This is a genomic window from Microbacterium sp. JZ31, assembly GCF_016805985.1.
In the GTDB taxonomy this organism is placed as follows: domain Bacteria; phylum Actinomycetota; class Actinomycetes; order Actinomycetales; family Microbacteriaceae; genus Microbacterium.
Genome location: NZ_CP017661.1, coordinates 1,654,770 through 1,673,959 on the forward strand (window position 1 = coordinate 1,654,770; position 19,190 = coordinate 1,673,959).

The following is a 19,190-nucleotide window of genomic DNA, read 5'->3' on the forward strand; positions in this document are numbered from 1 at the left end:
TCGACGGAACCGCGAACTCTTTCGGCCTGCGACCGGCTCATGGCTCTGGTCGCGCGGGGCATCCCTTGCCCCGAAGTCTTCAATCGACGCGGTCGCGGCGCGGCCGCGGGTGCGTCACAGGTCATTATCGCACCCCCGGCGCGCACATCGCACGCGGGCGCGCTCCGCGGATCCGTGTCACAGGTCGCGCGCGAGAGAATGGGCCCGTGACCCAGCCCCGAACCCGCCCCGTCGCCCTCGCCGTCTGGCTCGTGATCGCAGGCGTCGTCGGGTGGTGGGCGGCCTACTCGCTGACGATGGAGCGCTTCCATCTGCTGATGGATCCGACCGCCACCGCCTCCTGCGACTTCAACCCGCTCGTGCAGTGCGGCAAGAACCTCGAGTCGTGGCAGGGGTCGGTGTTCGGCTTCCCGAACCCGATCCTGGGCCTCAGCGGCTGGATCGCGCCGATCGTGGTCGGCGTGGCGATCCTGGCGGGCGCACGGTTCGCGCGCTGGTTCTGGCTGCTGTTCCTCGCGGGGATGACGTTCGCATTCGGCTTCGTCGTGTGGCTGATCGGCCAGAGCATCTTCGTGATCGGGACGCTGTGCCCGTGGTGCATGGTCACGTGGGTCGTGACGATCCCGTCGTTCTACGCCGTGCTGCTGCACGTGATCCGCACGGCCGGCCCGTCCCGCTGGCGCCGCGGTGCCGGCGCGGTGATGGGCTGGCTGCCGCTGCTCGCGATCGTCAGCTACGCGGTGATCGCGGTGATCGCGGAAGTGCGACTGGACGTGCTGGACCAGCTGTTCTGACGGGGCTCTCACCGGGCGGGTTCAACCCGTCCGCGTCCGGACCGTTTCGACTCGTCGCTGCGCTCCTCGCTCAACGAGCAGGAAGCGAGGACCCCCGGCCCCGCTTGTTCGTTGAGCGAGCGCAGCGAGTCGAAACGGCCCGGATCGCCTGCGGGATCACCCCGCGGCCAGGTCCGGACCGTTTCGAATCGGAGGCGAGGCGCCCCCTGGTCAGTTGGAGAACCAGATGCCGAGCTCCCGCTGGGCCGACTCGGGCGAGTCGGATCCGTGCACGAGGTTCTGCTGGACCGCGACGCCCCAGTCGCGACCGAAGTCGCCGCGGATCGTGCCGGGCGCGGCCGTCGTGGGGTCGGTCGTGCCGGCGAGGGAGCGGAAGCCCTCGATCACACGGTTGCCGGCGACCCGGATCGCGACGACCGGACCGGACATCATGAACTCCAGCAGCGGCTCGTAGAACGGCTTGCCCTCGTGCTCGGCGTAGTGCTGCGCGAGCAGGTCGCGGCTGGGCTCGACGAGACGGAGGTCGACGAGCGAGTACCCCTTGGCCTCGATGCGGGCGAGGATCGATCCGACGAGGGAGCGGGCGACGCCGTCCGGCTTGATCAGGACGAGGGTCTCTTCGGTGGCCATGTCTTATCCCTTGCTGTCTCGTTCGTTCTGGACGCGCTGCTCGATCCGCGCCCCTCCGATCGTCGCATACGCCCACATGGAGCCGAACACGAGCGCCACGATGAGGATCGCGGGCACGAGGATCGCTCCGAGCGCGACGACGACCTGCAGCCCCCACCCGACGATGAAGCCCCACGGGCGCCGCAGCAGGCCCGTGGTGACGAGCATCGCCAGGGCGACGACGACCCCGGCGACGATGCCCCACCACGGGGCGATCGGCTCGGGGAGCGCCCGCAGTCCGTAGATCACCAGGCCCGCGAGGAACACGATGATGGCCTCGAAGCCCAGCACGACCTGGCCGAGCTTCTCGGGCAGCGGCCGATAGCGCGGCGCCTTCGGCGCGCGGCTCATCGCTGCCACCCGCTCTTCCAGTCCTCCTCCTGCGAAAGCCGCAGCGCCTCGCCGGCGAGGACGACGGATCCGGCGATCGCGACCGCGCGCCGCGGCGCCTCGGACGCCCACTCGCGCGCCGCGTCCGCGGCCTCGCCGAGGTTCGGATGCACCGTGACGCGCAGTCCCGCGCTCTCGACCAGGTCCGCGAGGGCATCCGGATCCGTCGCGCGCTCGGAGTCCGGCGCGGTGGCGAACACGTGGGCGGCGACGGGTGCGAGCTCGCGCAGGATGCCGATGGCGTCCTTGTCGCCGAGCACGCCGAGCACGAGGCCCCACTCGTCGAAGTCGAACGCCTCACGCAGGGCCGCGGCGAGGGCCGCGGCGCCGTGCGGGTTGTGGGCGGCGTCGACGATCACCGTCGGCTCGACGCCGACCAGCTGCAGGCGGCCGGGCGATGTCGCCTCCGCGAGGCCCTCGGTGAGCACGGCGCCCGCGATCGGTTGCGTCGCGGCGCCGATCAGCGACTCGACGGCGGCGATCGCCAGGGCCGCGTTCGCGCCCTGGTGACGCCCGTACAGCGGCAGGTACTCCTCGGGGTACTCCCCCGCCAGCCCGCGCACCGTGATGAGCTGCCCGCCGACCGCGAGCTTGTCCTCCGTCAGCGCGAACTGCGCACCCTCGAACGCGATCTCGGCGCCCTTGTCCGCCGCCACCTGCCGCAGCACGCGCTCGACCTCGGGGCGCTGCCGCGCCGAGACGACCCGGGCACCGTCCTTGATGATCCCGGCCTTGACGGTCGCGATCTCCTCGATCGTGTCGCCGAGGCGATCCGCGTGATCCATGTCGATGGGCGCGAACACCGCGACGTCGCCGTCGGCCGTGTTCGTGGAGTCCCACGCACCGCCCATGCCGACCTCGAGCACGAGCACGTCGATCGGGGCGTCGGCGCACGCCACGAAGGCCAGCACGGTGAGCAGCTCGAAGAACGTCAGCGGCTCCTCGCCCTGCGACTCGAGCTCGGCGTCGACGATCCCGACGAACGGCTGGATCTCGTCCCACGCGTCCGCCACGGCCGCGTCGGCGATCGGCCGGCCGTCGATGAGGATCCGCTCCGTGAAGCGCTCCAGGTGCGGACTCGTGAACAGACCGGTGCGCAGCCCGTGCGCGCGGATCAGGCTCTCGACGATCCGGCTCGTCGATGTCTTGCCGTTCGTGCCCGTGACGTGCACGACCCGGTAGGTGCGCTGCGGGTCGTCCAGCAGCTCCAGCACGCGCGCCGTGCGCTCCTTGCGCGGCTGCACCCAGCGCTCGCCCGCCCGGGAGAGCAGGGTCTGGTACACCGCGTCGGCGCGCCGGCGGTCCCCGGGCGTGCCCTCGATGATGTCGTCCTCGTCGCTCACGCGGCTGCTCCGTTCGACTCGTCGGCGCCCGCCTGGGGGATCCGGCTCACGGCGACCGCGAAGTCGCCCCTGTTGGCGTACGTGCCCTTCTTGACGAGCGCCGTGTGCTCGGCGTCGCCGGCGTCGGACCCGGTGCTGACGACGTGTTCGAGGGCGAGCGTCTCGCCCGCCACGTCGGCGACGTCGAACGCGGCGCGCACCGCCTCGGCGTCCGCCTCGTCGGCGAACGCGAGCGAGAGCCGGATCCGGTCGCTGACGTCGAAGCCGGCCGCCTTGCGGGTGTCCTGCACGGCGCGGATCACGTCGCGCGCCAGGCCCTCGGCCTCGAGCTCGGGCGTCGTCGTGGTGTCGAGCAGCACGAAGCCGCCGGTCGGCAGCAGCGCGAGCGCCTCGCCCTCCGGGCGTCCGGTGGTCTCGAGGACGAGCTCGTACTCCCCCGGCTCGAGCGTCAGGCCGCCCGCGGTGACCACGCCGTCCTGCTCGGACCAGTCGCCCTCCTTCGCGGCGCGGATCGCCTGCTGCACCTGCTTGCCCAGACGCGGCCCCGCCGCGCGGGCGTTGACCGTCAGGCGGTGGGAGATGCCGAACTCCGCGGCGGTGTCGTCGCCCAGCGCCACGAGCTCGACGGACTTCACGTTGAGCTCCTCGCGCAGGATGTCCTCGAACTGCTCCAGGCCCGCATGAGCGGTCACCACCGTGAGCTTCGCGAGCGGCAGGCGCACGCGCAGGCCCTCCTTCTTGCGGAGCGCGTTCGCGACGCTCGAGGCCTCGCGCACGGCATCCATCGCCTCGCGGATGTCGGCGGCGTCCGGGTACGCAGCGGCATCCGGCCAGTCGGCCAGGTGCACGCTGCGCCCGCCCGTCAGGCCCTGCCACACGCGCTCGGACACGAGCGGGATCAGCGGCGCCGCGACGCGCGTGAGGGTCTCGAGCACGGTGTAGAGCGTGTCGAACGCCTCACGGCTGCGCGGGTCGTCGCTCACGCCCGTCCAGAACCGGTCGCGAGAGCGGCGGATGTACCAGTTCGTCAGCACCTCGGCGAAGTCGCGCAGGCGCGCCGAGGCGGTCGTCGAGTCGAGCGCGTCGAGGTCGGTGGCGACGTCCCGCACGAGATCGCCCAGCAGCGCCAGGATGTAGCGGTCGAGCACGTCGGTCGAGTCCGTGCGCCACGTGGCCTCGTACCCCGCGCCCGCCGATCCGCCTGCCGCGTTCGCATACGTCGCGAAGAAGTACCACGAGTTCCACAGCGGCAGCAGGAACTCGCGCACGCCGGCGCGGATGCCCTCCTCCGTCACGATCAGGTTGCCGCCGCGCAGGACGCTAGAGGACATCAGGAACCAGCGCATCGCGTCGGATCCGTCGCGGTCGAACACCTCGGACACGTCCGGGTAGTTGCGCAGCGACTTCGACATCTTCTGGCCGTCGTTGCCGAGCACGATGCCGTGGCAGGAGACGCCCGAGAACGCGGGGCGGTCGAACAGCGCGGTCGAGAGCACGTGCATCACGTAGAACCAGCCGCGCGTCTGGCCGATGTACTCCACGATGAAGTCGGCCGGCGCGTGCGTGTCGAACCACTGGGCGTTCTCGAACGGGTAGTGCACCTGGGCGAAGGGCATGGATCCCGAGTCGAACCAGACGTCGAAGACGTCCTCGATCCGGCGCATCGTGCTCCTGCCGGTCGGGTCGTCGGGGTTCGGGCGCGTCAGCTGGTCGATGTACGGACGGTGCAGGTCGATCTCGCCCTGCTCGTTGCGCGGCAGGGTGCCGAAGTCGCGCTCGAGCTCCTCGAGCGAGCCGTACGCGTCGACGCGCGGGTGGTTCGGGTCGTCCGACTTCCACACCGGGATCGGCGAGCCCCAGAACCGGTTGCGGCTGATCGACCAATCGCGGGCACCCTCGAGCCACTTGCCGAACTGGCCGTGCTTGACGTTCTCGGGCGCCCACGTGATCTGCTCGTTGAGCTCGAGCAGCCGGTCCTTGAAGTCGGTGACGCGCACGAACCAGCTCGACACGGCCTTGTAGATCAGGGGGTTCCGGCAGCGCCAGCAGTGCGGGTAGGAGTGCTCGTACGACTGCAGGCGCAGCAGGCGGCCGTTCTGGCGCAGCAGGCGCACGAGCGGCGTGTTGGCGTCCATCCAGAGCTCGCCCGCGACATCCGGGACCATGTCGAGGAAGCGGCCGTCGTCGCCCAGCGAGACGATCGTCGGGATGCCCGCGGCGTCGTTCAGGCGCTTGTCGTCCTCACCGTAGGCCGGGGCCTGGTGGACGATGCCCGTGCCGTCACCGGTCGTGACGTAGTCGTCGACCAGGATGCGCCACGCGTTCTGGGTGCCCCACTTCTCGGTGTCGGCGAAGTAGTCGAACAGCCGCTCGAACCGCACGTCGGCGAGGTCGGCGCCCGTGACGCGCGTGCGCACGGCCGCCTTCGCGTCGTCCGCCGACGCGTAGCCGAGGTCCTTCGCGTAGCCGCCCAGGAGGTCCTCGGCGAGCAGGAACTCGTCGCCCGTCGCGCCCTCCTTCGCGCCCTCGGGTCCGGTGGGCAGGACGGCGTAGGTGATCGCCGGACCGACCGCGAGCGACATGTTGGTCGGGAGGGTCCAGGGCGTCGTGGTCCAGGCCAGCGCGCGCACGCCATCCAGGCCGAGCGCGGCCGCCTTCTCGCCCGTGAGCGGGAACGTCACCGTGACCGACGGGTCCTGCCGGTTCTTGTAGACGTCGTCGTCCATGCGCAGCTCGTGGTTGGACAGCGGCGTCTGGTCGCGCCAGCAGTACGGCAGCACGCGGTAGCCCTCGTAGGCGAGGCCCTTGTCGAACAGCTGCTTGAACGCCCACAGCACGCTCTCCATGAACGTGGTGTCGAGCGTCTTGTAGCCGCGCTCGAAGTCGACCCAGCGGGCCTGGCGCGTGACGTAGTCCTCCCACTCGCGCGTGTAGGCGAGCACGGACTCGCGGGCCTTCGCGTTGAACGCGTCGATGCCCATGTCCTCGATCTCGCTCTTCTCGGTGATGCCGAGCTGCTTCATCGCCTCGAGCTCGGCGGGAAGGCCGTGGGTGTCCCAGCCGAAGACGCGGTCGACCTTCTTGCCGCGCATGGTCTGGAAGCGCGGGAAGAGGTCCTTGGCGTAGCCCGTGAGCAGGTGTCCGTAGTGCGGCAGGCCGTTCGCGAACGGCGGGCCGTCGTAGAAGACCCACTCCTCGGCGCCGTCGCGCTGCGCGATCGAGGCGCGGAAGGTGTCGTCCTGCTCCCAGAACGACAGGACGTCGCGCTCGATCTCGGGGAAGCGCGGGCTCGGCACGATCGTGGCGGCCTGGTCGGCGGCGGGTCCGAACGACGAGGACTTCGGGTAGGTCATCAGCACTCCAGCAGATCCGGATTCGGTCTGCGAGGACGACCTCTGCCGGCGAACGGCAGGAGCCGCGGTACCACCCCGCGTTGCGGTCTCTCGCGAGACCGCCGCTCTCACTGCGGCTGTGACGGGCCTGCCCCGCGCGGTTCTACTGGGGCCGAGGCCTGTTCTTCCGCGAGCTCCCCGGTGATGGCCGGATCAAAGCGTGTCCCCCGATTCTACGGGCTGTCGGCGCTCGGGGATACCGTGGCGGCATGGCCCGTTCCGTGCAGCGTCCTGTTCCGCCCCGTGTCTCGGCGCCCGACCTGCCGCGGCACCTCGGCGAGGGCGTGGCGACGCGACGCGCGGATGCGCACCAGGTGCGCTTCGCCGAGCTGAGCGGAACCGTGGACCTCGCGCACTCCGCGCTCGAGGAGTGCGCCATCGACGCCGCCGCGGTCGATGCGCTCGACCTCACCGGCGCGACGCTGATCGACGTCTCGATATCGGATCTGAAGGCGACATCCGTCTCGGCGCGGGACACGACCATCCGCCGCGTGCGGATCACGGGCGGCAGGATCGGCACGCTCGACCTCGCGGGGGCGCAGCTCGCCGAGCTCGAGCTGCGCGACGTGCGGATCGACTACCTCACGCTCGGCGGGGCGCGGGCCGAGGACGTCCTGATCGCGGGGTGCGCGATCCGGACGCTGGATCTCCCCCACGCGGCGATCACGCGGCTCGCGTTCGACGACTGCCGGGCAGAGGAGGTGGATCCGCGCGGCATGCGCGCGACGGACGTCGACCTGCGCGGCCTGGACGCGGCGTCCTTCCTCGACGTGCTCGCCCTGCGCGGCGTGACGCTCACGTCCCGGCAGGTCGAGCGCCTCGCCCCCGCCTTCGCGGCGGCGGCGGGCATCGACGTGCGCGACTGAGCGTCACTCGAGGAGCGAGCGGAGTGCCCGGATCTCAGGACGCGAGCCGAAACGAAGGAACGATTGGAGGATCCCGCCCTGCGTTCCGGCCGCCGTCCTGGATCCCGGAGCCGTTCAACGCGCCAGGTGGAGTCCCTGCGCGACCGCGATCATGATGAGCTGCTGCACCGTGGGCCAGTCGTCGATCACCTGCTGATAGCTGACGCGGATGACGTGGTACCCGCGCAGCGTCAGCTCGGCGTCGTGCAGGTTGTCCTTGACGCGCTGCGGTCCGACGTGATGCCCGCCGTCGATCTGCAGCACAAGACGATCGCCGATCAGCAGATCGACCGGCTTGCCGGCCAGGACGACCTGCCGGCGCAAGGGCAGCTTCAGGAACCGCAGACGCGGGACGACCACGGTTTCCAGACCGGAGTCGGCGAACGGCTGCGCGGCATCCAGCACCCGCCGCACCCGCTCCCGCAGCGGAAGCGACCGCAGGATCTCCTTGCTCACGAGCCCTGCGCGGAGGGCCGACTCCCACACCACCAGGGCGTGCTCGAACGGCTGGCACTCGGCGACGAGCACGAGCGTGTTCTCGATCCCGTCCTCGAGCGTTCCCTCCGGGCGCGGCACCACGGCTCTCGCCCAATGAACGCGCGCCTCGGTCGGGCGCGGAAGGCTGTGACGCGGGTCCGCCGCGACATGGAACCGGTCGCCGCCGAACGTCCACAGGCCGACGCGCTCCGCGCGGGTGACACAGGTGATCACGACGCCGAGCTCGGCGGCGCAGCGGACTACAGGATCCGCCGTGGGAACGGCCACCCAGCCGTTGCGCGGCGATGTCAGGGCGCCGTCGCGCCTCGCGCGCTTGACTGCGGCCATTGCCACGCCGGCGTCGAGCAGGGCGCGAACGCGCACGACACCGCCGCGCTCGGCGACGAAGGCGACGGGATCCATGCCACCACCGTCGCGGTTCGCGCGTCCTTCCGTCCGGCGTGCGGCCCCGGATTGGGACGACAGGCCGCCTTCGGCTGCTGGGGACGAACCGCATCCCGCGGACAGATCTCAGGACGGGAGCCGGAACGGAGGAGGGGATGCGCCATCCGGTCCTCCGTTCCGGCTTCCGCCCTGCACCCCGGTCCGCATCGGCCCGGCGGGTAGACTCGGGGGCACAACCCCACACTCAGGCACGCAGACACCGTGCCGCATATACAGAGGAGATCCGTTATGGCCGCCATTCCCGACAAGCCCGCCCTCGAGGGTCTCGAAGACAAGTGGGGTTCCGCATGGGAAGAGCAGGGTACGTACCTGTTCGACCGTGACGCCGCCAAGGCCTCGGGCCGCGCGGGCGTGTACTCGGTCGACACTCCCCCGCCGACCGCCTCGGGATCGCTGCACATCGGTCACGTCTTCTCGTACACGCACACCGACGTCAAGGTGCGCTTCGAGCGCATGCGCGGCAAGACCGTGTTCTACCCGATCGGCTGGGACGACAACGGCCTCCCGACCGAGCGTCGCGTGCAGAACTACTACGGCGTGCGCTGCGACCCGTCGCTGCCGTACGACCCCGACTTCACACCCCCGTTCGAGGGCAACGCCAAGAGCCTGAAGGCCGCCGACCAGGTGCCCGTCAGCCGCCGCAACTTCATCGAGCTGTGCGAGACGCTCACGGTCGAGGACGAGAAGACGTTCGAGGAGGTGTGGCGCATGCTCGGCCTCTCCGTCGACTGGACGCAGACCTACCGCACGATCTCGGAAGAGACCATCCGGACGAGCCAGCTCGCCTTCCTGCGCTCCGCCGACCGCGGCGAGGCGTACCGCGCTCTCGCGCCCACGCTGTGGGATGTCGACTTCCGCAGCGCGATCGCGCAGGCCGAGCTCGAGGACCGCGAGCAGCAGGCGTCCTTCCACCGCATCGCCTTCGCCAAGACGGACGGATCGGGCGACATCGAGATCATGACGACGCGGCCCGAGCTGCTCGCCGCGTGCGTCGCGCTCGTGGCGCATCCGGATGACGAGCGCTACCGGCCGTACTTCGGCAAGACCGTCACGACGCCGGTCTTCGGCGTTGAGGTGCCCGTGCTCCCCCACCCGCTGGCGCAGCCCGACAAGGGCACGGGCATCGCCATGATCTGCACGTTCGGCGACGTCACCGACATGATCTGGTGGCGCGAGCTGGATCTGCCGATCCGGACGATCATCGGCCTCGACGGCCGCGTGGTCGCCGACGCCCCCGACGCGATCACCTCCGACGAGGGCAGGTCCGCCTACGCCGAGCTCGCGGGGCTCACGGTCTTCAGCGCCAAGAAGAAGATGGCCGAGCTGCTCGAGGCCTCGGGCCGCCTGCGCGAGGTCGGCAAGCCCTTCATGCACCCCGTGAAATTCTTCGAGAAGGGCGACCGGCCGCTCGAGATCGTCTCGACCAAGCAGTGGTACCTCACCAACGGCGCGCGCGACGAGAAGCTGAAGGAGCGCCTGCTCGAGCTGGGGCGCCAGATCGACTGGCACCCCGAGTTCATGCGCGTCCGCTACGAGAACTGGGTCAACGGCCTCACGGGCGACTGGCTCGTGTCGCGCCAGCGGTTCTTCGGCGTGCCGATCCCCGTCTGGTACACGCTCGACGAGAACGGCGAGCAGGGCGAGGTGCTGTACGCGACGCCCGAGCAGCTGCCCGTGGATCCGTCCACGGACACACCCGCCGGGTACGCGGAGGACCAGCGCGGCGTGCCGGGCGGGTTCGTCGGCGAGACGGACGTGCTCGACACGTGGGCGACCTCGTCGCTGACGCCGCAGATCGTGGGCGGCTGGCAGCGCGACGAGGAGCTGTGGAACCTCGTGGCGCCGTTCGACGTGCGCCCGCAGGGACAGGACATCATCCGCACCTGGCTGTTCTCGACCCTGCTGCGCAGCGCTCTCGAAGACGACCGGACGCCGTGGACGAACGCGTCGATCTCGGGCTTCATCGTCGACCCCGACCGCAAGAAGATGTCGAAGTCGAAGGGCAACGTCGTCACGCCCGCGGACATCCTGGCGCAGCACGGGTCGGACGCCGTGCGCTACTGGGCCGCGTCGAGCCGACTGGGCACCGACGCCGCCTTCGATCCGCAGAACCCGACGCAGATCAAGATCGGCCGCCGGCTCGCGATCAAGCTGCTGAACGCCGCGAAGTTCGTCCTCGGCTTCCCCGTGCCCGAGGGCGCGGAGGTCACCGAGCCGCTGGATCTGTCGATGCTCGCGACGCTCGATCGCGTGGTGACGGACGCCTCAGCGGCGCTCGACGCGTTCGACCACGCGCGCGCGCTCGAGCTGACGGAGTCGTTCTTCTGGACCTTCTGCGACGACTACCTCGAGCTCGTCAAGGAGCGCGCGTACGACGAGGCGAATCCGGGCCAGGCGTCCGCCGCGCTCGCGCTGCGGACCGCTCTGGAGACGCTCATCCGGCTGTTCGCTCCCGTGCTCGCGTTCGCGGCCGAGGAGACGTGGTCGTGGTTCCGCGAGGGCTCGGTGCACACGGCGCCCTGGCCGGCGCCGACCGGCGTGGAGGGCGATGCCGCAGTGCTCGCCGCCGCGAGCGAGGCCCTGATCGGCGTGCGCCGGGCGAAGACCGAGGCGAAGGCGTCTCAGAAGACCCCGGTGGCGCAGGCGGCGATCACCGCGCCCGCGGCGACCGCCGCGGCCCTGCGCCTGGTGGCCGGGGACCTGAAGGCCGTGGGCCGGATCCACGACCTCGAGATCACCGATGGCGAGGAGTTCGCGGTGACGCGGATCGACCTCGCGGAGACGGAGGCATGATGCAGCTCGGAACCCGCTGGACCGCAGGATCTCAGCCGCCGGCGTCGGTGCCGACGGAACTGCACGAGACGATCGCGCAGGTCGAGGCCCACCTCCCCGAGGGCCCCAAGCCCGGATGGACGCTAACGTGGCTCGAGGGGCGGCCGATCGCCGAGCTCGACACGGGCGTCACCGTGACGCTGGGCGCGGACGGCCTCGCGGTGGTCGGCCACATCGACGGCATGGACGACGAGGAGCGCTGAGTCGTCCACGACGAAGGGCCGGAGAATCCTCCTCCGGCCCTTCGTCGTCAGCGGCGCGGGACGTCGTGGGCCATCGCCCGCAGCGCCGCCAGCCGGCTCTCGGCAAGAACGCGCTCGCGCTCGAGATCCGCGAGCAGTCGCGCATCGCGTCGCATGGCGCGCCGATGGATGTACGCCGCGACGGCATCCGCCGCGCGGAGCGCGAGACGCTCGGTCGTCGTGATGCGCAGCGACCGGATGGCTGTGGTCGGCGGGTGAAGGCTGACTGCGGTCATGAGGCACCTCCGAGGGGCTGAAGCGGAAAGAGGTCGATGTTGACGTTGACGGCGCGCAGCGCGTCGCCCTCCTGATCGCGGTGCGCCTCCACGTACTCGCTGAGCACGCTCCGCAGCCGTTCGCCCAGCTCCGCCATCTGCGCCGCGGTCAGGCGGGCGGAGGACGTCATGGACAGACTCGCGTTGCGCCATTCTCTGGGTTCGCCGTCCGCAAGCCGGGTGAAGTACTCGAACGCGGTCTGGGATCGGGCGCGGTGATACTCCCCCACCGCCACCTGCAGCACGGCCCTGCCGGCCGGCGAATCGCGCACCGACTCGTCGCCGAACGAGATGCCTCCGCGCGGTCGCTCCCACCACCGCTCCCGGCCGCCGCGGCCCTCGATCTCGCGGACGAGCTCGTGTCGCGCGAGCATCCGCAGGTGGTAGCTCGTCGACCCCGACGACTCTCCGGTCAGGGTTGCCAGCGTGCTGGCTGTCTGGGGTCCGTGAGCCGCAAGCAGGTCGAGGATCTTGATCCGGAGCGGGTGCGCGACGGCGCGGAGGGCCGCCGTGTCGAGGACCCGGGGTCCCTGCTCGTCCGCCTGTCGATCATCGGTCATGAGGAACAGGATAGCCATGCAAAGATTCCTTTGCAACGGTTTCTTTGCAAACGTTCGACGGCGCGCGATTAGGGTGGAGCGCATGACCGATGTCCCCGCGTTCAACCCGCTGCTCGCCCCGTCGCCGCTCCCCTACGGCGTGCCGGACTACGCGGCGATCGAGCCCGAGCACTACCTGCCGGCGTTCGAGGAGGCGTTCGCGGCGCACCGCGCGGAGATCGAGGCCATCGCCTCGCAGACCGTGCCTCCGACCTTCGAGAACACGATGCTCGCGCTCGAGCGATCCGGCGCGCAGCTCGAGCGCGTGGTCCTCGCGTTCTACACGGTCAGCTCCGCCGACGCGACGCCCGCGATCCAGGCGATCGACGAGCAGCTCGCGCCGCTGATGTCGGCCCACACCGACGCCATCCAGCTCGACGGGCGCCTGTATGCGCGGATCCGCACCCTGCATGACCGACTCGACGACCTCGCACTCGACGCGGAGGGCCGCCGCCTCGTCGAGCGGCACTTCCGCGAGATGACCCACGCGGGGGCTGCACTCGACGACGCGGCCAAGGTCCGTCTGACGGAGCTCAACTCGCGGCTGTCCGAGCTGACGACCCTTTTCGAGAAGAACCTGCTCGCCGACACGAACGCGCTCGCGGTCGTGTTCGACGACGCCGCCGAACTCGACGGCCTCACGGAGGGCGAGCTGTCCGCCGCGGCCGAGGCGGCGCGAGAGCGCGGCCTCGAGGGGCGCCGGCTCGTCACGCTCACGCTGTTCTCCGGCCATCCCTACCCGTCGCAGCTGCGCAGCCGCGCCGCCCGCGAGCGCATCATGACAGCCTCCCGCGCGCGAGCGGCCCGCGGCGACGAGCACGACAACACCGGCGTGCTGCGCGAGATCGTGCGGCTGCGCGCGGAACGGGCGGAGCTGCTCGGCTACCCGTCGCACGCGGCATACGTCACGGCCGACCAGACGGCCGGCACGCCCGAGGCGGTTCACTCCCTGCTGCGCGAGCTCGCCGCACCGGCCGCACGCAACGCGCGCGCCGAGAAGGCCGCGCTGCAGCGGCTGATCGACGAGACCGAGGCGGAGCCGTACGCCCTCGCGGCGCACGACTGGGCGTATTGGACCGAGAAGGTGCGCGCGACCGCGTACGACATCGACACCACCGCGCTGCGCCCGTGGTTCGAGGCCGAGCGCGTGCTGCGCGACGGCGTCTTCCGCGCCGCCTCGCTGCTGTACGGCCTCACGTTCGAAGAGCGCGCCGACATCCCCTCGTACCATCCCGACGCCCGCACGTTCGAGGTGTTCGACGAGGACGGATCCGCGCTCGGGCTGTACGTGCTCGACCTCTACACCCGCGACACCAAGCGCGGCGGCGCGTGGATGAACTCGATCGTCAAGCAGTCCGCGCTGCGCGGCACGCAGCCCGTCGTGGTGAACAACCTCAACGTCCCCAAGCCCGCCGACGGCGCCCCGACCCTGCTGACGCTCGATCAGGTCACGACCCTGTTCCACGAGTTCGGCCACGCGCTGCACGGCCTGTTCGCCACCGTGACCTATCCGCACTTCGCCGCCACGGCGGTGCACCGCGACTTCGTCGAGTTCCCCAGTCAGGTCAACGAGATGTGGATCCTGTGGCCGGAGGTGCTCGCCGCTTACGCCGTCCACCACGAGACCGGCGAGCCGCTTCCCGCCGGGCTGGTCGAGCGCCTGCGCGCGACGGAGACGTTCAATCAGGGCTTCGCGACGAGCGAGTATCTCGCCGCCGCGTGGCTCGACCAGGCGTGGCACTCGCTGTCGCGCGCCGATGCGGAGGCGGTCACGGATGTGGCCGCGTTCGAGGCCGCGGCCCTGGCGGACATCGGCCTCGACGATCCGGCCCTGCCGCCGCGCTATTCGTCGACGTACTTCGCGCACGTCTTCTCGGGCGGATACAGCGCCGGGTACTACTCCTACATCTGGGCCGAGGTGCTCGACGCCGACACGGTGGAGTGGTTCCGCGCGAACGGCGGCCTCACCCGGCCCAACGGCGACCGCTTCCGCGAGCGACTGCTCGGCGTCGGCGGCTCCAAGGATCCGCTCGAGGCCTATCGCGACTTCCGCGGTCGCGACGCCGAGATCACCCCGCTGCTGAAGCGGCGCGGCCTGCTCGCCTGAGACCTGTCGCGCGCTCCCCCGCGGGTCTACGCTTCGCGCAGGGGGCAGAGGCAGGAGGGTGACGTGTACCTGAAAACGGTGTCCGACGAGGAGGCGACCGCAGAGATCGCCGAGGCCTATGCGGCCGAACGCGCCGGCATGGGGACCGTCATGAACGCGACCCGCGCCCTCTCCGCCCGGCCCGACATGCTCGTGCCCGTCGACCGGCTGCTCAATCAGCTGCGGGACGGGTTCTCGCTGGGGCTCGAGGCATTCCGGATGATCACCCTCGTCGTCGCGAAGCATGTGCCGTCGAACTACTGCAGCCACGTCTACTTCCGCGGTCTCACGCGGTTCGCCGGACGCGATCAGGCCCTCGCCATCCAGGCCGACCACCGCAGCGCGGGGCTGAGCGAACGCGACGTGGCGATGCTCGACTACGCCGAGCAGATCGCGATCGACGCGTCGCGCGTCCGGGCCGCCGACATCGATCGCCTCCGCGCGGTGGGCTTCAGCGACCTGAACATCGCGGACATCGCGTACGCGGCGTCGTTCCGCTGCTTCCTCAGCCGCTACTACGACGCGGTCGGCGCGACGGTCGAGCCGCAGTTCCTCGACGACGACCCCACCGTGCGGGAGCAGCTCACCGTCGGCAGGCCCTGATCAGGCGAGCGAGGCGGCGAACACCCGCACCCGCTCGGCCATCGCCTGCGGCACCTCCGCGACCGTGAAGTGGCCGCCGCGCCCGAGTCGCTCGAACGTGCGCAGATCGCGGTAGAACGACCGCGCGAGCACCTCGGGATAGTCGTGCTCGTGCCGCTGGATGAACACCGCCGCGGGAACGGCGACCGGCGGAATCGAGCCGGGCGTGTCGGCGCCCTCGTGATACGGGCGGAACGAGGTGCCGATGCTCTGCGTGACCCAGTAGATCATCGCCTCCGTCAGGATGCGCTCCCGCGAGATCACGGCCTCCACGGCCGACGGTTCGTCCCCGGAGGTGTCCGACCACTCGGCGAGCTTCTCCGCGATCCACGCCAGCAGCCCCGCCGGCGAATCGTTGAGGGCCGCGGCGAGGGTGTCGGGCCGTGCCCACTGCACGTGCCCGTACGACTTGTTCGGGCCATGCTCGGCGTCGAGGCGCGCGAAGAACGCGCGGACGTCGGGATCGTCCGACGCCTCGCGCTCCTGCGGCGTGCCGAAGTGGGCGTGCGTCGCGACGATGCCCGCGACCTCGTCCGGATGGGACGCCGCGATCAGATCGCTGACGTTGGCGGAGACGTCCTCGCCGTACGTGAGGTACGAGCGGTAGCCGAGCACCTCCGTCATGAGCCGGTGCATGGTTTCCGCCAAGCGGGTCTCGTCCGCTGGACCGTCGGCGTACGCCGCGGAGAACGCGAAGCCGGGCAGGCTCGCGACGACGACATGGAAGTCGGGAAGCCGGGCCGCGAAGTCGAGCTGCAGCGCGAAGGTGTGCGGCCAGCCGTGCATGACGAGCAGCGCAGGCGCGTCGGCGCGCTGCGCCCGCAGGTGCGCGAAGTGGATCGCCGTGCCGTCCACGTCGGCGAGGAACTGCGGGAACGAGGCGAGCCAGTCCTCACGTGCCCGCCAGTCCCACTCGATCCAGGTGTCGACGAGGTCCCGCAGCCACGCGGCGGTCATGCCGGACGGCATGCGCCGCGGCGAATCGGGCAGCAGCCGCGCGCGCCTCAGGCGCTCCCGCAGGTCGCCGAGCTGGTCGTCGGGGACGTGAAGGCGGAACGGCCGGATGTCGCTCATGACGCGGACGCTACCGCCGCCCACCGACACCGTCGGTCGCGCCGAGGCGGCCGACTGTCTGCGTCCTAGGCCGACTTCTTCTTCTGCGCGAAAACCAGGGTGGGCTCGGCCCCCTCGGCCACCGCGGCGCGCGTCACGATGACCTTCGCGACGTCCTCGGTCGAAGGGATGTCGAACATGATCGGGCCGAGCACGTCCTCCAGGATCGCGCGCAGTCCGCGTGCGCCCGTCTTGCGCTCGACGGCCAGGTCGGCGATCTCGCGCAGCGCCTCGTCCTCGAACTCGAGCTGTACGCCGTCGAGCTCGAACATGCGCTGGTACTGCTTGACCAGCGCGTTGCGCGGCACGGTGAGGATCTCCATCAGCGCGTCCTGGTCGAGCGGCTGAACGGACGCGACGACGGGGAGACGGCCGATGAACTCGGGGATCAGGCCGAACTTGTGCAGATCCTCGGGCAGCACTTCGCTGAACAGGGCGCTGTCGTCGTTCTTGTCGTGCAGCGGGGCGCCGAAGCCGACGCCGTGCTTGCCGACGCGGGCCGAGATGATGTCCTCCAGGCCCGCGAAGGCTCCCGCCACGATGAACAGCACGTTCGTCGTGTCGATCTGGATGAACTCCTGGTGCGGGTGCTTGCGGCCGCCCTGCGGAGGCACCGAGGCGACGCTGCCCTCCAGGATCTTCAGCAGCGCCTGCTGCACGCCCTCGCCCGACACGTCGCGCGTGATCGACGGGTTCTCGGCCTTGCGCGCGATCTTGTCGACCTCGTCGATGTAGATGATGCCGGTCTCGGCACGCTTGACGTCGAAGTCGGCCGCCTGCAGCAGCTTGAGCAGGATGTTCTCGACGTCCTCGCCGACGTAGCCCGCCTCGGTCAGGGCCGTGGCGTCGGCGACGGCGAACGGCACGTTGAGCCGCTTGGCGAGCGTCTGCGCGAGATACGTCTTACCGCAGCCCGTGGGGCCGAGCATCAGGATGTTGCTCTTGGCGACCTCGACGTCCTCGGCCTTCTGATCGGCCGGCTTGAGCTCGCCCCGCGCCCGCACGCGCTTGTAGTGGTTGTAGACCGCGACGGCCAGGGCGCGCTTGGCGGGCTCCTGGCCCACGACGTACTCCTCGAGGAACGAGAAGATCTCGCGCGGCTTCGGCAGGTCGAACTCCGCGACCTCGCCGGAACCGGCCGACTCGGCCATGCGCTCCTCGATGATCTCGTTGCACAGCTCGACGCATTCGTCGCAGATGTACACGCCGGGGCCGGCGATCAGCTGCTGCACCTGCTTCTGGCTCTTGCCGCAGAAGGAGCACTTGAAGAGGTCGGCGCTCTCACCGATGCGTGCCATGCGTGTCCTCCTCGGACCTTTCCGTTCGAGTCCCCAAGAGCCTAACCTCTGCCGCGGACACCGGGACGGCAGCGCGCGCCGTTTCGCGTGTCGGTCCGGTCACGGTACCGCTCAGGATGACCTCCCGCGCCGCGCGGCGATCTCCGACAGCAGGATCGCCTCGGTGTCCGGACCCGCCTTGATGCCGCCCGGCAGACGCAGCGCGAACAGGACGCCGACGATCATCCAGAGCCCGAAGATCAGGTACGACTGCCATGCGAGCGTGATGCTGATCGGCGTGAGGCCCGGGATGTACAGCAGGAACAGGATCACGCACAGCACGAGGGCCGCAACGCCCACCGCCATGCCGGTGGCATTGCCCCGACCGACGCGGAACGGCCGCGCCATGCCCGGGTCCTTGACCCGAAGCAGACAGAACGACAGCGCGACGAGCGCGTAGGCGAGCACGATCATGGGCGACCCGCCGTCGACCGCCCAGCCGAGCATGGCCGTGCCGCAGAAGGGCGCCACGACCGACAGCGCGCCGATGAAGAGAATCGCGTTCGAGGGCGTCTTGTAGCGCGGGTGGATCCGGCCGAACCACGCCGGGATCATGCCGGACACCGACATCGCCCACAGCAGGCGCGAGGCGCCGAGCAGGAAGCCGATCCACGACGTGAGAATGCCCGCGAGCCCGCCCGCGATCACGACCCGCCCCCAGAAGTCCGCACCGAGCATGGCGGCGAGGGCATCGGCCGTGACGAGGTCGAACTCGACGAGGTCGCCGGCGGGCAGTGCGAGCGACGTGACGTAGATCACGACGAGGTAGAACGCCACGGCCATCACCACCGAGATGATCAGCAGGCGGCCGATCTTCCTCGGCGGCACCGCGATCTCCTCCGACGCCTGCGGGATCACGTCGAACCCCACGAACAGGAAGGGCACGGCCCCGAGCACGACCGCGAACCCGGCGAACCCTCCCGCGAAGTGCGGCTCGGTGTTCGCGACGTCGCCGCCCACGATGCCGCCGAACACGAGCACGAGCGCCACGAGCAGCAGGAACGACACGACGAACGTCTGCACGAGCGACGTGAGCTTGACGCCGCGGTAGTTGATCCAGGTGACGACGACCGCGGCGACCACGCCGACGAGCGCCCACACGAGCCCGACCTCGAAGCCGGCGACCGAGTACAGGGGAAGCAGCGATCCGAGCCCGGGGAACAGGTAGTCGAACGTGCGCGGCGTCGCGACCGCCTCGAACAGGATCACGGTGATGTACCCGCCCGTGATGGCCCACGAGCCGATGAGCGACCAGCGCGGGCCCATGCCGCGCATCAAATAGTTGTGCTCGCCACCCGCGCGCGGCATCGCCGAGACGAGCTCGGAGTACACGAGGCCGACGAGCATCATGATGCCGCCGCCCACCGCGAAGGCGATCACCGCTCCCCACGTGCCCGCGTCCGCGAGCCATCCGCCCGTGAGGGTGATCCATCCGAACCCGATCATCGCCCCGAAGCCCACGAACAGGGCGTCGATCGATCCCATCGCCTTCTCGAAGACCCCTTCGCGGTGTCCCGTCGTCGCGCGCTCCGTCATGCCGTCGCCTTCCAGACGTGGCCCGCGCCTCAT

16 protein-coding genes are annotated in these 19,190 nt (G+C 70.5%); 6 read left to right on the top strand and 10 right to left on the bottom strand.

The window, feature by feature from the left end; translation table 11 throughout:
• Window positions 1-206 precede the first annotated feature (206 nt).
• Window positions 207-794 (top strand): vitamin K epoxide reductase family protein, encoded by a 588-nt coding sequence (locus BJP60_RS07895; RefSeq protein WP_203135256.1) that lies wholly within the window; start codon window positions 207-209, stop codon window positions 792-794.
• 210 nt (window positions 795-1,004) lie between these two features.
• Here BJP60_RS07895 and ndk read toward each other — a convergent pair whose 3' ends face one another.
• The 4 genes from ndk to ileS are packed head-to-tail and all read right to left on the bottom strand — an operon-like array spanning window position 1,005 to window position 6,549.
• Entirely contained in the window at window positions 1,005-1,424 is a 420-nt protein-coding gene (gene ndk / locus BJP60_RS07900) for a nucleoside-diphosphate kinase (RefSeq protein ID WP_203135257.1), read from the bottom strand.
• A gap of 3 nt (window positions 1,425-1,427) precedes the next feature.
• Window positions 1,428-1,814, bottom strand: coding sequence for a DUF4233 domain-containing protein (locus BJP60_RS07905; RefSeq protein WP_203135258.1), 387 nt, complete (start codon window positions 1,812-1,814; stop codon window positions 1,428-1,430).
• Window positions 1,811-3,196, bottom strand: a complete 1,386-nt coding sequence (locus BJP60_RS07910) for a bifunctional folylpolyglutamate synthase/dihydrofolate synthase (RefSeq protein WP_238439344.1) — start codon at window positions 3,194-3,196, stop codon at window positions 1,811-1,813. Before BJP60_RS07910 ends, BJP60_RS07905 begins: the two co-directional genes overlap by 4 nt.
• On the bottom strand, window positions 3,193-6,549 hold the full coding sequence (gene ileS, locus BJP60_RS07915; RefSeq protein ID WP_203135259.1) for an isoleucine--tRNA ligase: 3,357 nt from the start codon (window positions 6,547-6,549) through the stop codon (window positions 3,193-3,195). Before ileS ends, BJP60_RS07910 begins: the two co-directional genes overlap by 4 nt.
• 248 nt (window positions 6,550-6,797) lie before the next feature.
• Between ileS and BJP60_RS07920 the strand changes: the two genes are divergently transcribed.
• Window positions 6,798-7,454, top strand: a complete 657-nt coding sequence (locus tag BJP60_RS07920) for a pentapeptide repeat-containing protein (RefSeq protein WP_203135260.1) — start codon at window positions 6,798-6,800, stop codon at window positions 7,452-7,454.
• 114 nt (window positions 7,455-7,568) lie between these two features.
• Here the strand turns inward: BJP60_RS07920 and BJP60_RS07925 are convergent, their stop codons facing one another.
• Window positions 7,569-8,393, bottom strand: a complete 825-nt coding sequence (locus BJP60_RS07925; protein ID WP_203135261.1) for an endonuclease domain-containing protein — start codon at window positions 8,391-8,393, stop codon at window positions 7,569-7,571.
• A 270-nt stretch (window positions 8,394-8,663) separates the two neighbouring features.
• Between BJP60_RS07925 and valS the strand changes: the two genes are divergently transcribed.
• Together valS and BJP60_RS07935 are read left to right on the top strand one after the other, a co-directional pair.
• Window positions 8,664-11,228 (top strand): valine--tRNA ligase, encoded by a 2,565-nt coding sequence (gene valS, locus BJP60_RS07930; protein ID WP_203135262.1) that lies wholly within the window; start codon window positions 8,664-8,666, stop codon window positions 11,226-11,228.
• Window positions 11,228-11,470 (top strand): hypothetical protein, encoded by a 243-nt coding sequence (locus BJP60_RS07935; protein ID WP_203139111.1) that lies wholly within the window; start codon window positions 11,228-11,230, stop codon window positions 11,468-11,470. Before valS ends, BJP60_RS07935 begins: the two co-directional genes overlap by 1 nt.
• Before the next feature lie 47 nt (window positions 11,471-11,517).
• On the opposite strand, the gene BJP60_RS07940 is transcribed toward BJP60_RS07935, so the two are convergent.
• Window positions 11,518-11,745, bottom strand: coding sequence for a hypothetical protein (locus BJP60_RS07940; RefSeq protein ID WP_203135263.1), 228 nt, complete (start codon window positions 11,743-11,745; stop codon window positions 11,518-11,520).
• Window positions 11,742-12,344 carry an ArsR/SmtB family transcription factor gene (locus tag BJP60_RS07945; RefSeq protein ID WP_203135264.1) on the bottom strand — a complete coding sequence of 201 codons (603 nt, stop codon included), beginning with the start codon at window positions 12,342-12,344 and terminating at the stop codon, window positions 11,742-11,744. The genes BJP60_RS07940 and BJP60_RS07945 overlap by 4 nt, the downstream gene beginning before the upstream one ends.
• Window positions 12,345-12,426: 82 nt before the next feature.
• Here BJP60_RS07945 and BJP60_RS07950 point away from each other — a divergent pair, with 82 nt between their 5' ends.
• Both BJP60_RS07950 and BJP60_RS07955 read left to right on the top strand, forming a co-directional pair.
• On the top strand, window positions 12,427-14,490 hold the full coding sequence (locus tag BJP60_RS07950; protein ID WP_203135265.1) for a M3 family metallopeptidase: 2,064 nt from the start codon (window positions 12,427-12,429) through the stop codon (window positions 14,488-14,490).
• A gap of 63 nt (window positions 14,491-14,553) precedes the next feature.
• Window positions 14,554-15,132, top strand: a complete 579-nt coding sequence (locus BJP60_RS07955; protein ID WP_203135266.1) for a carboxymuconolactone decarboxylase family protein — start codon at window positions 14,554-14,556, stop codon at window positions 15,130-15,132.
• On the opposite strand, the gene BJP60_RS07960 is transcribed toward BJP60_RS07955, so the two are convergent.
• The 3 genes from BJP60_RS07960 to BJP60_RS07970 form a co-directional block, all read right to left on the bottom strand.
• A complete protein-coding gene (locus tag BJP60_RS07960; RefSeq protein WP_203135267.1) occupies window positions 15,133-16,245 on the bottom strand; it encodes an epoxide hydrolase family protein in 1,113 nt (370 codons plus the stop codon).
• Between the two features lie 65 nt (window positions 16,246-16,310).
• Window positions 16,311-17,582, bottom strand: coding sequence for an ATP-dependent Clp protease ATP-binding subunit ClpX (clpX, locus tag BJP60_RS07965; protein WP_203135268.1), 1,272 nt, complete (start codon window positions 17,580-17,582; stop codon window positions 16,311-16,313).
• A gap of 111 nt (window positions 17,583-17,693) precedes the next feature.
• Window positions 17,694-19,157, bottom strand: coding sequence for an APC family permease (locus BJP60_RS07970; protein WP_203135269.1), 1,464 nt, complete (start codon window positions 19,155-19,157; stop codon window positions 17,694-17,696).
• Between the last annotated feature and the right edge of the window lie 33 nt (window positions 19,158-19,190).

Coding starts and splice junctions, on each gene's coding strand:
- BJP60_RS07925 (WP_203135261.1), bottom strand. CDS start 8,393: ATGGATCCCGTCGCCTTCGTCGCCGAGCGCGGCGGTGTCGTGCGCGTT.
- ileS (WP_203135259.1), bottom strand. CDS start 6,549: ATGACCTACCCGAAGTCCTCGTCGTTCGGACCCGCCGCCGACCAGGCC.
- BJP60_RS07935 (WP_203139111.1), top strand. CDS start 11,228: ATGCAGCTCGGAACCCGCTGGACCGCAGGATCTCAGCCGCCGGCGTCG.
- BJP60_RS07950 (WP_203135265.1), top strand. CDS start 12,427: ATGACCGATGTCCCCGCGTTCAACCCGCTGCTCGCCCCGTCGCCGCTC.
- BJP60_RS07905 (WP_203135258.1), bottom strand. CDS start 1,814: ATGAGCCGCGCGCCGAAGGCGCCGCGCTATCGGCCGCTGCCCGAGAAG.
- BJP60_RS07940 (WP_203135263.1), bottom strand. CDS start 11,745: ATGACCGCAGTCAGCCTTCACCCGCCGACCACAGCCATCCGGTCGCTG.
- BJP60_RS07920 (WP_203135260.1), top strand. CDS start 6,798: ATGGCCCGTTCCGTGCAGCGTCCTGTTCCGCCCCGTGTCTCGGCGCCC.
- BJP60_RS07960 (WP_203135267.1), bottom strand. CDS start 16,245: ATGAGCGACATCCGGCCGTTCCGCCTTCACGTCCCCGACGACCAGCTC.
- BJP60_RS07945 (WP_203135264.1), bottom strand. CDS start 12,344: ATGACCGATGATCGACAGGCGGACGAGCAGGGACCCCGGGTCCTCGAC.
- BJP60_RS07970 (WP_203135269.1), bottom strand. CDS start 19,157: ATGACGGAGCGCGCGACGACGGGACACCGCGAAGGGGTCTTCGAGAAG.
- valS (WP_203135262.1), top strand. CDS start 8,664: ATGGCCGCCATTCCCGACAAGCCCGCCCTCGAGGGTCTCGAAGACAAG.
- ndk (WP_203135257.1), bottom strand. CDS start 1,424: ATGGCCACCGAAGAGACCCTCGTCCTGATCAAGCCGGACGGCGTCGCC.
- clpX (WP_203135268.1), bottom strand. CDS start 17,582: ATGGCACGCATCGGTGAGAGCGCCGACCTCTTCAAGTGCTCCTTCTGC.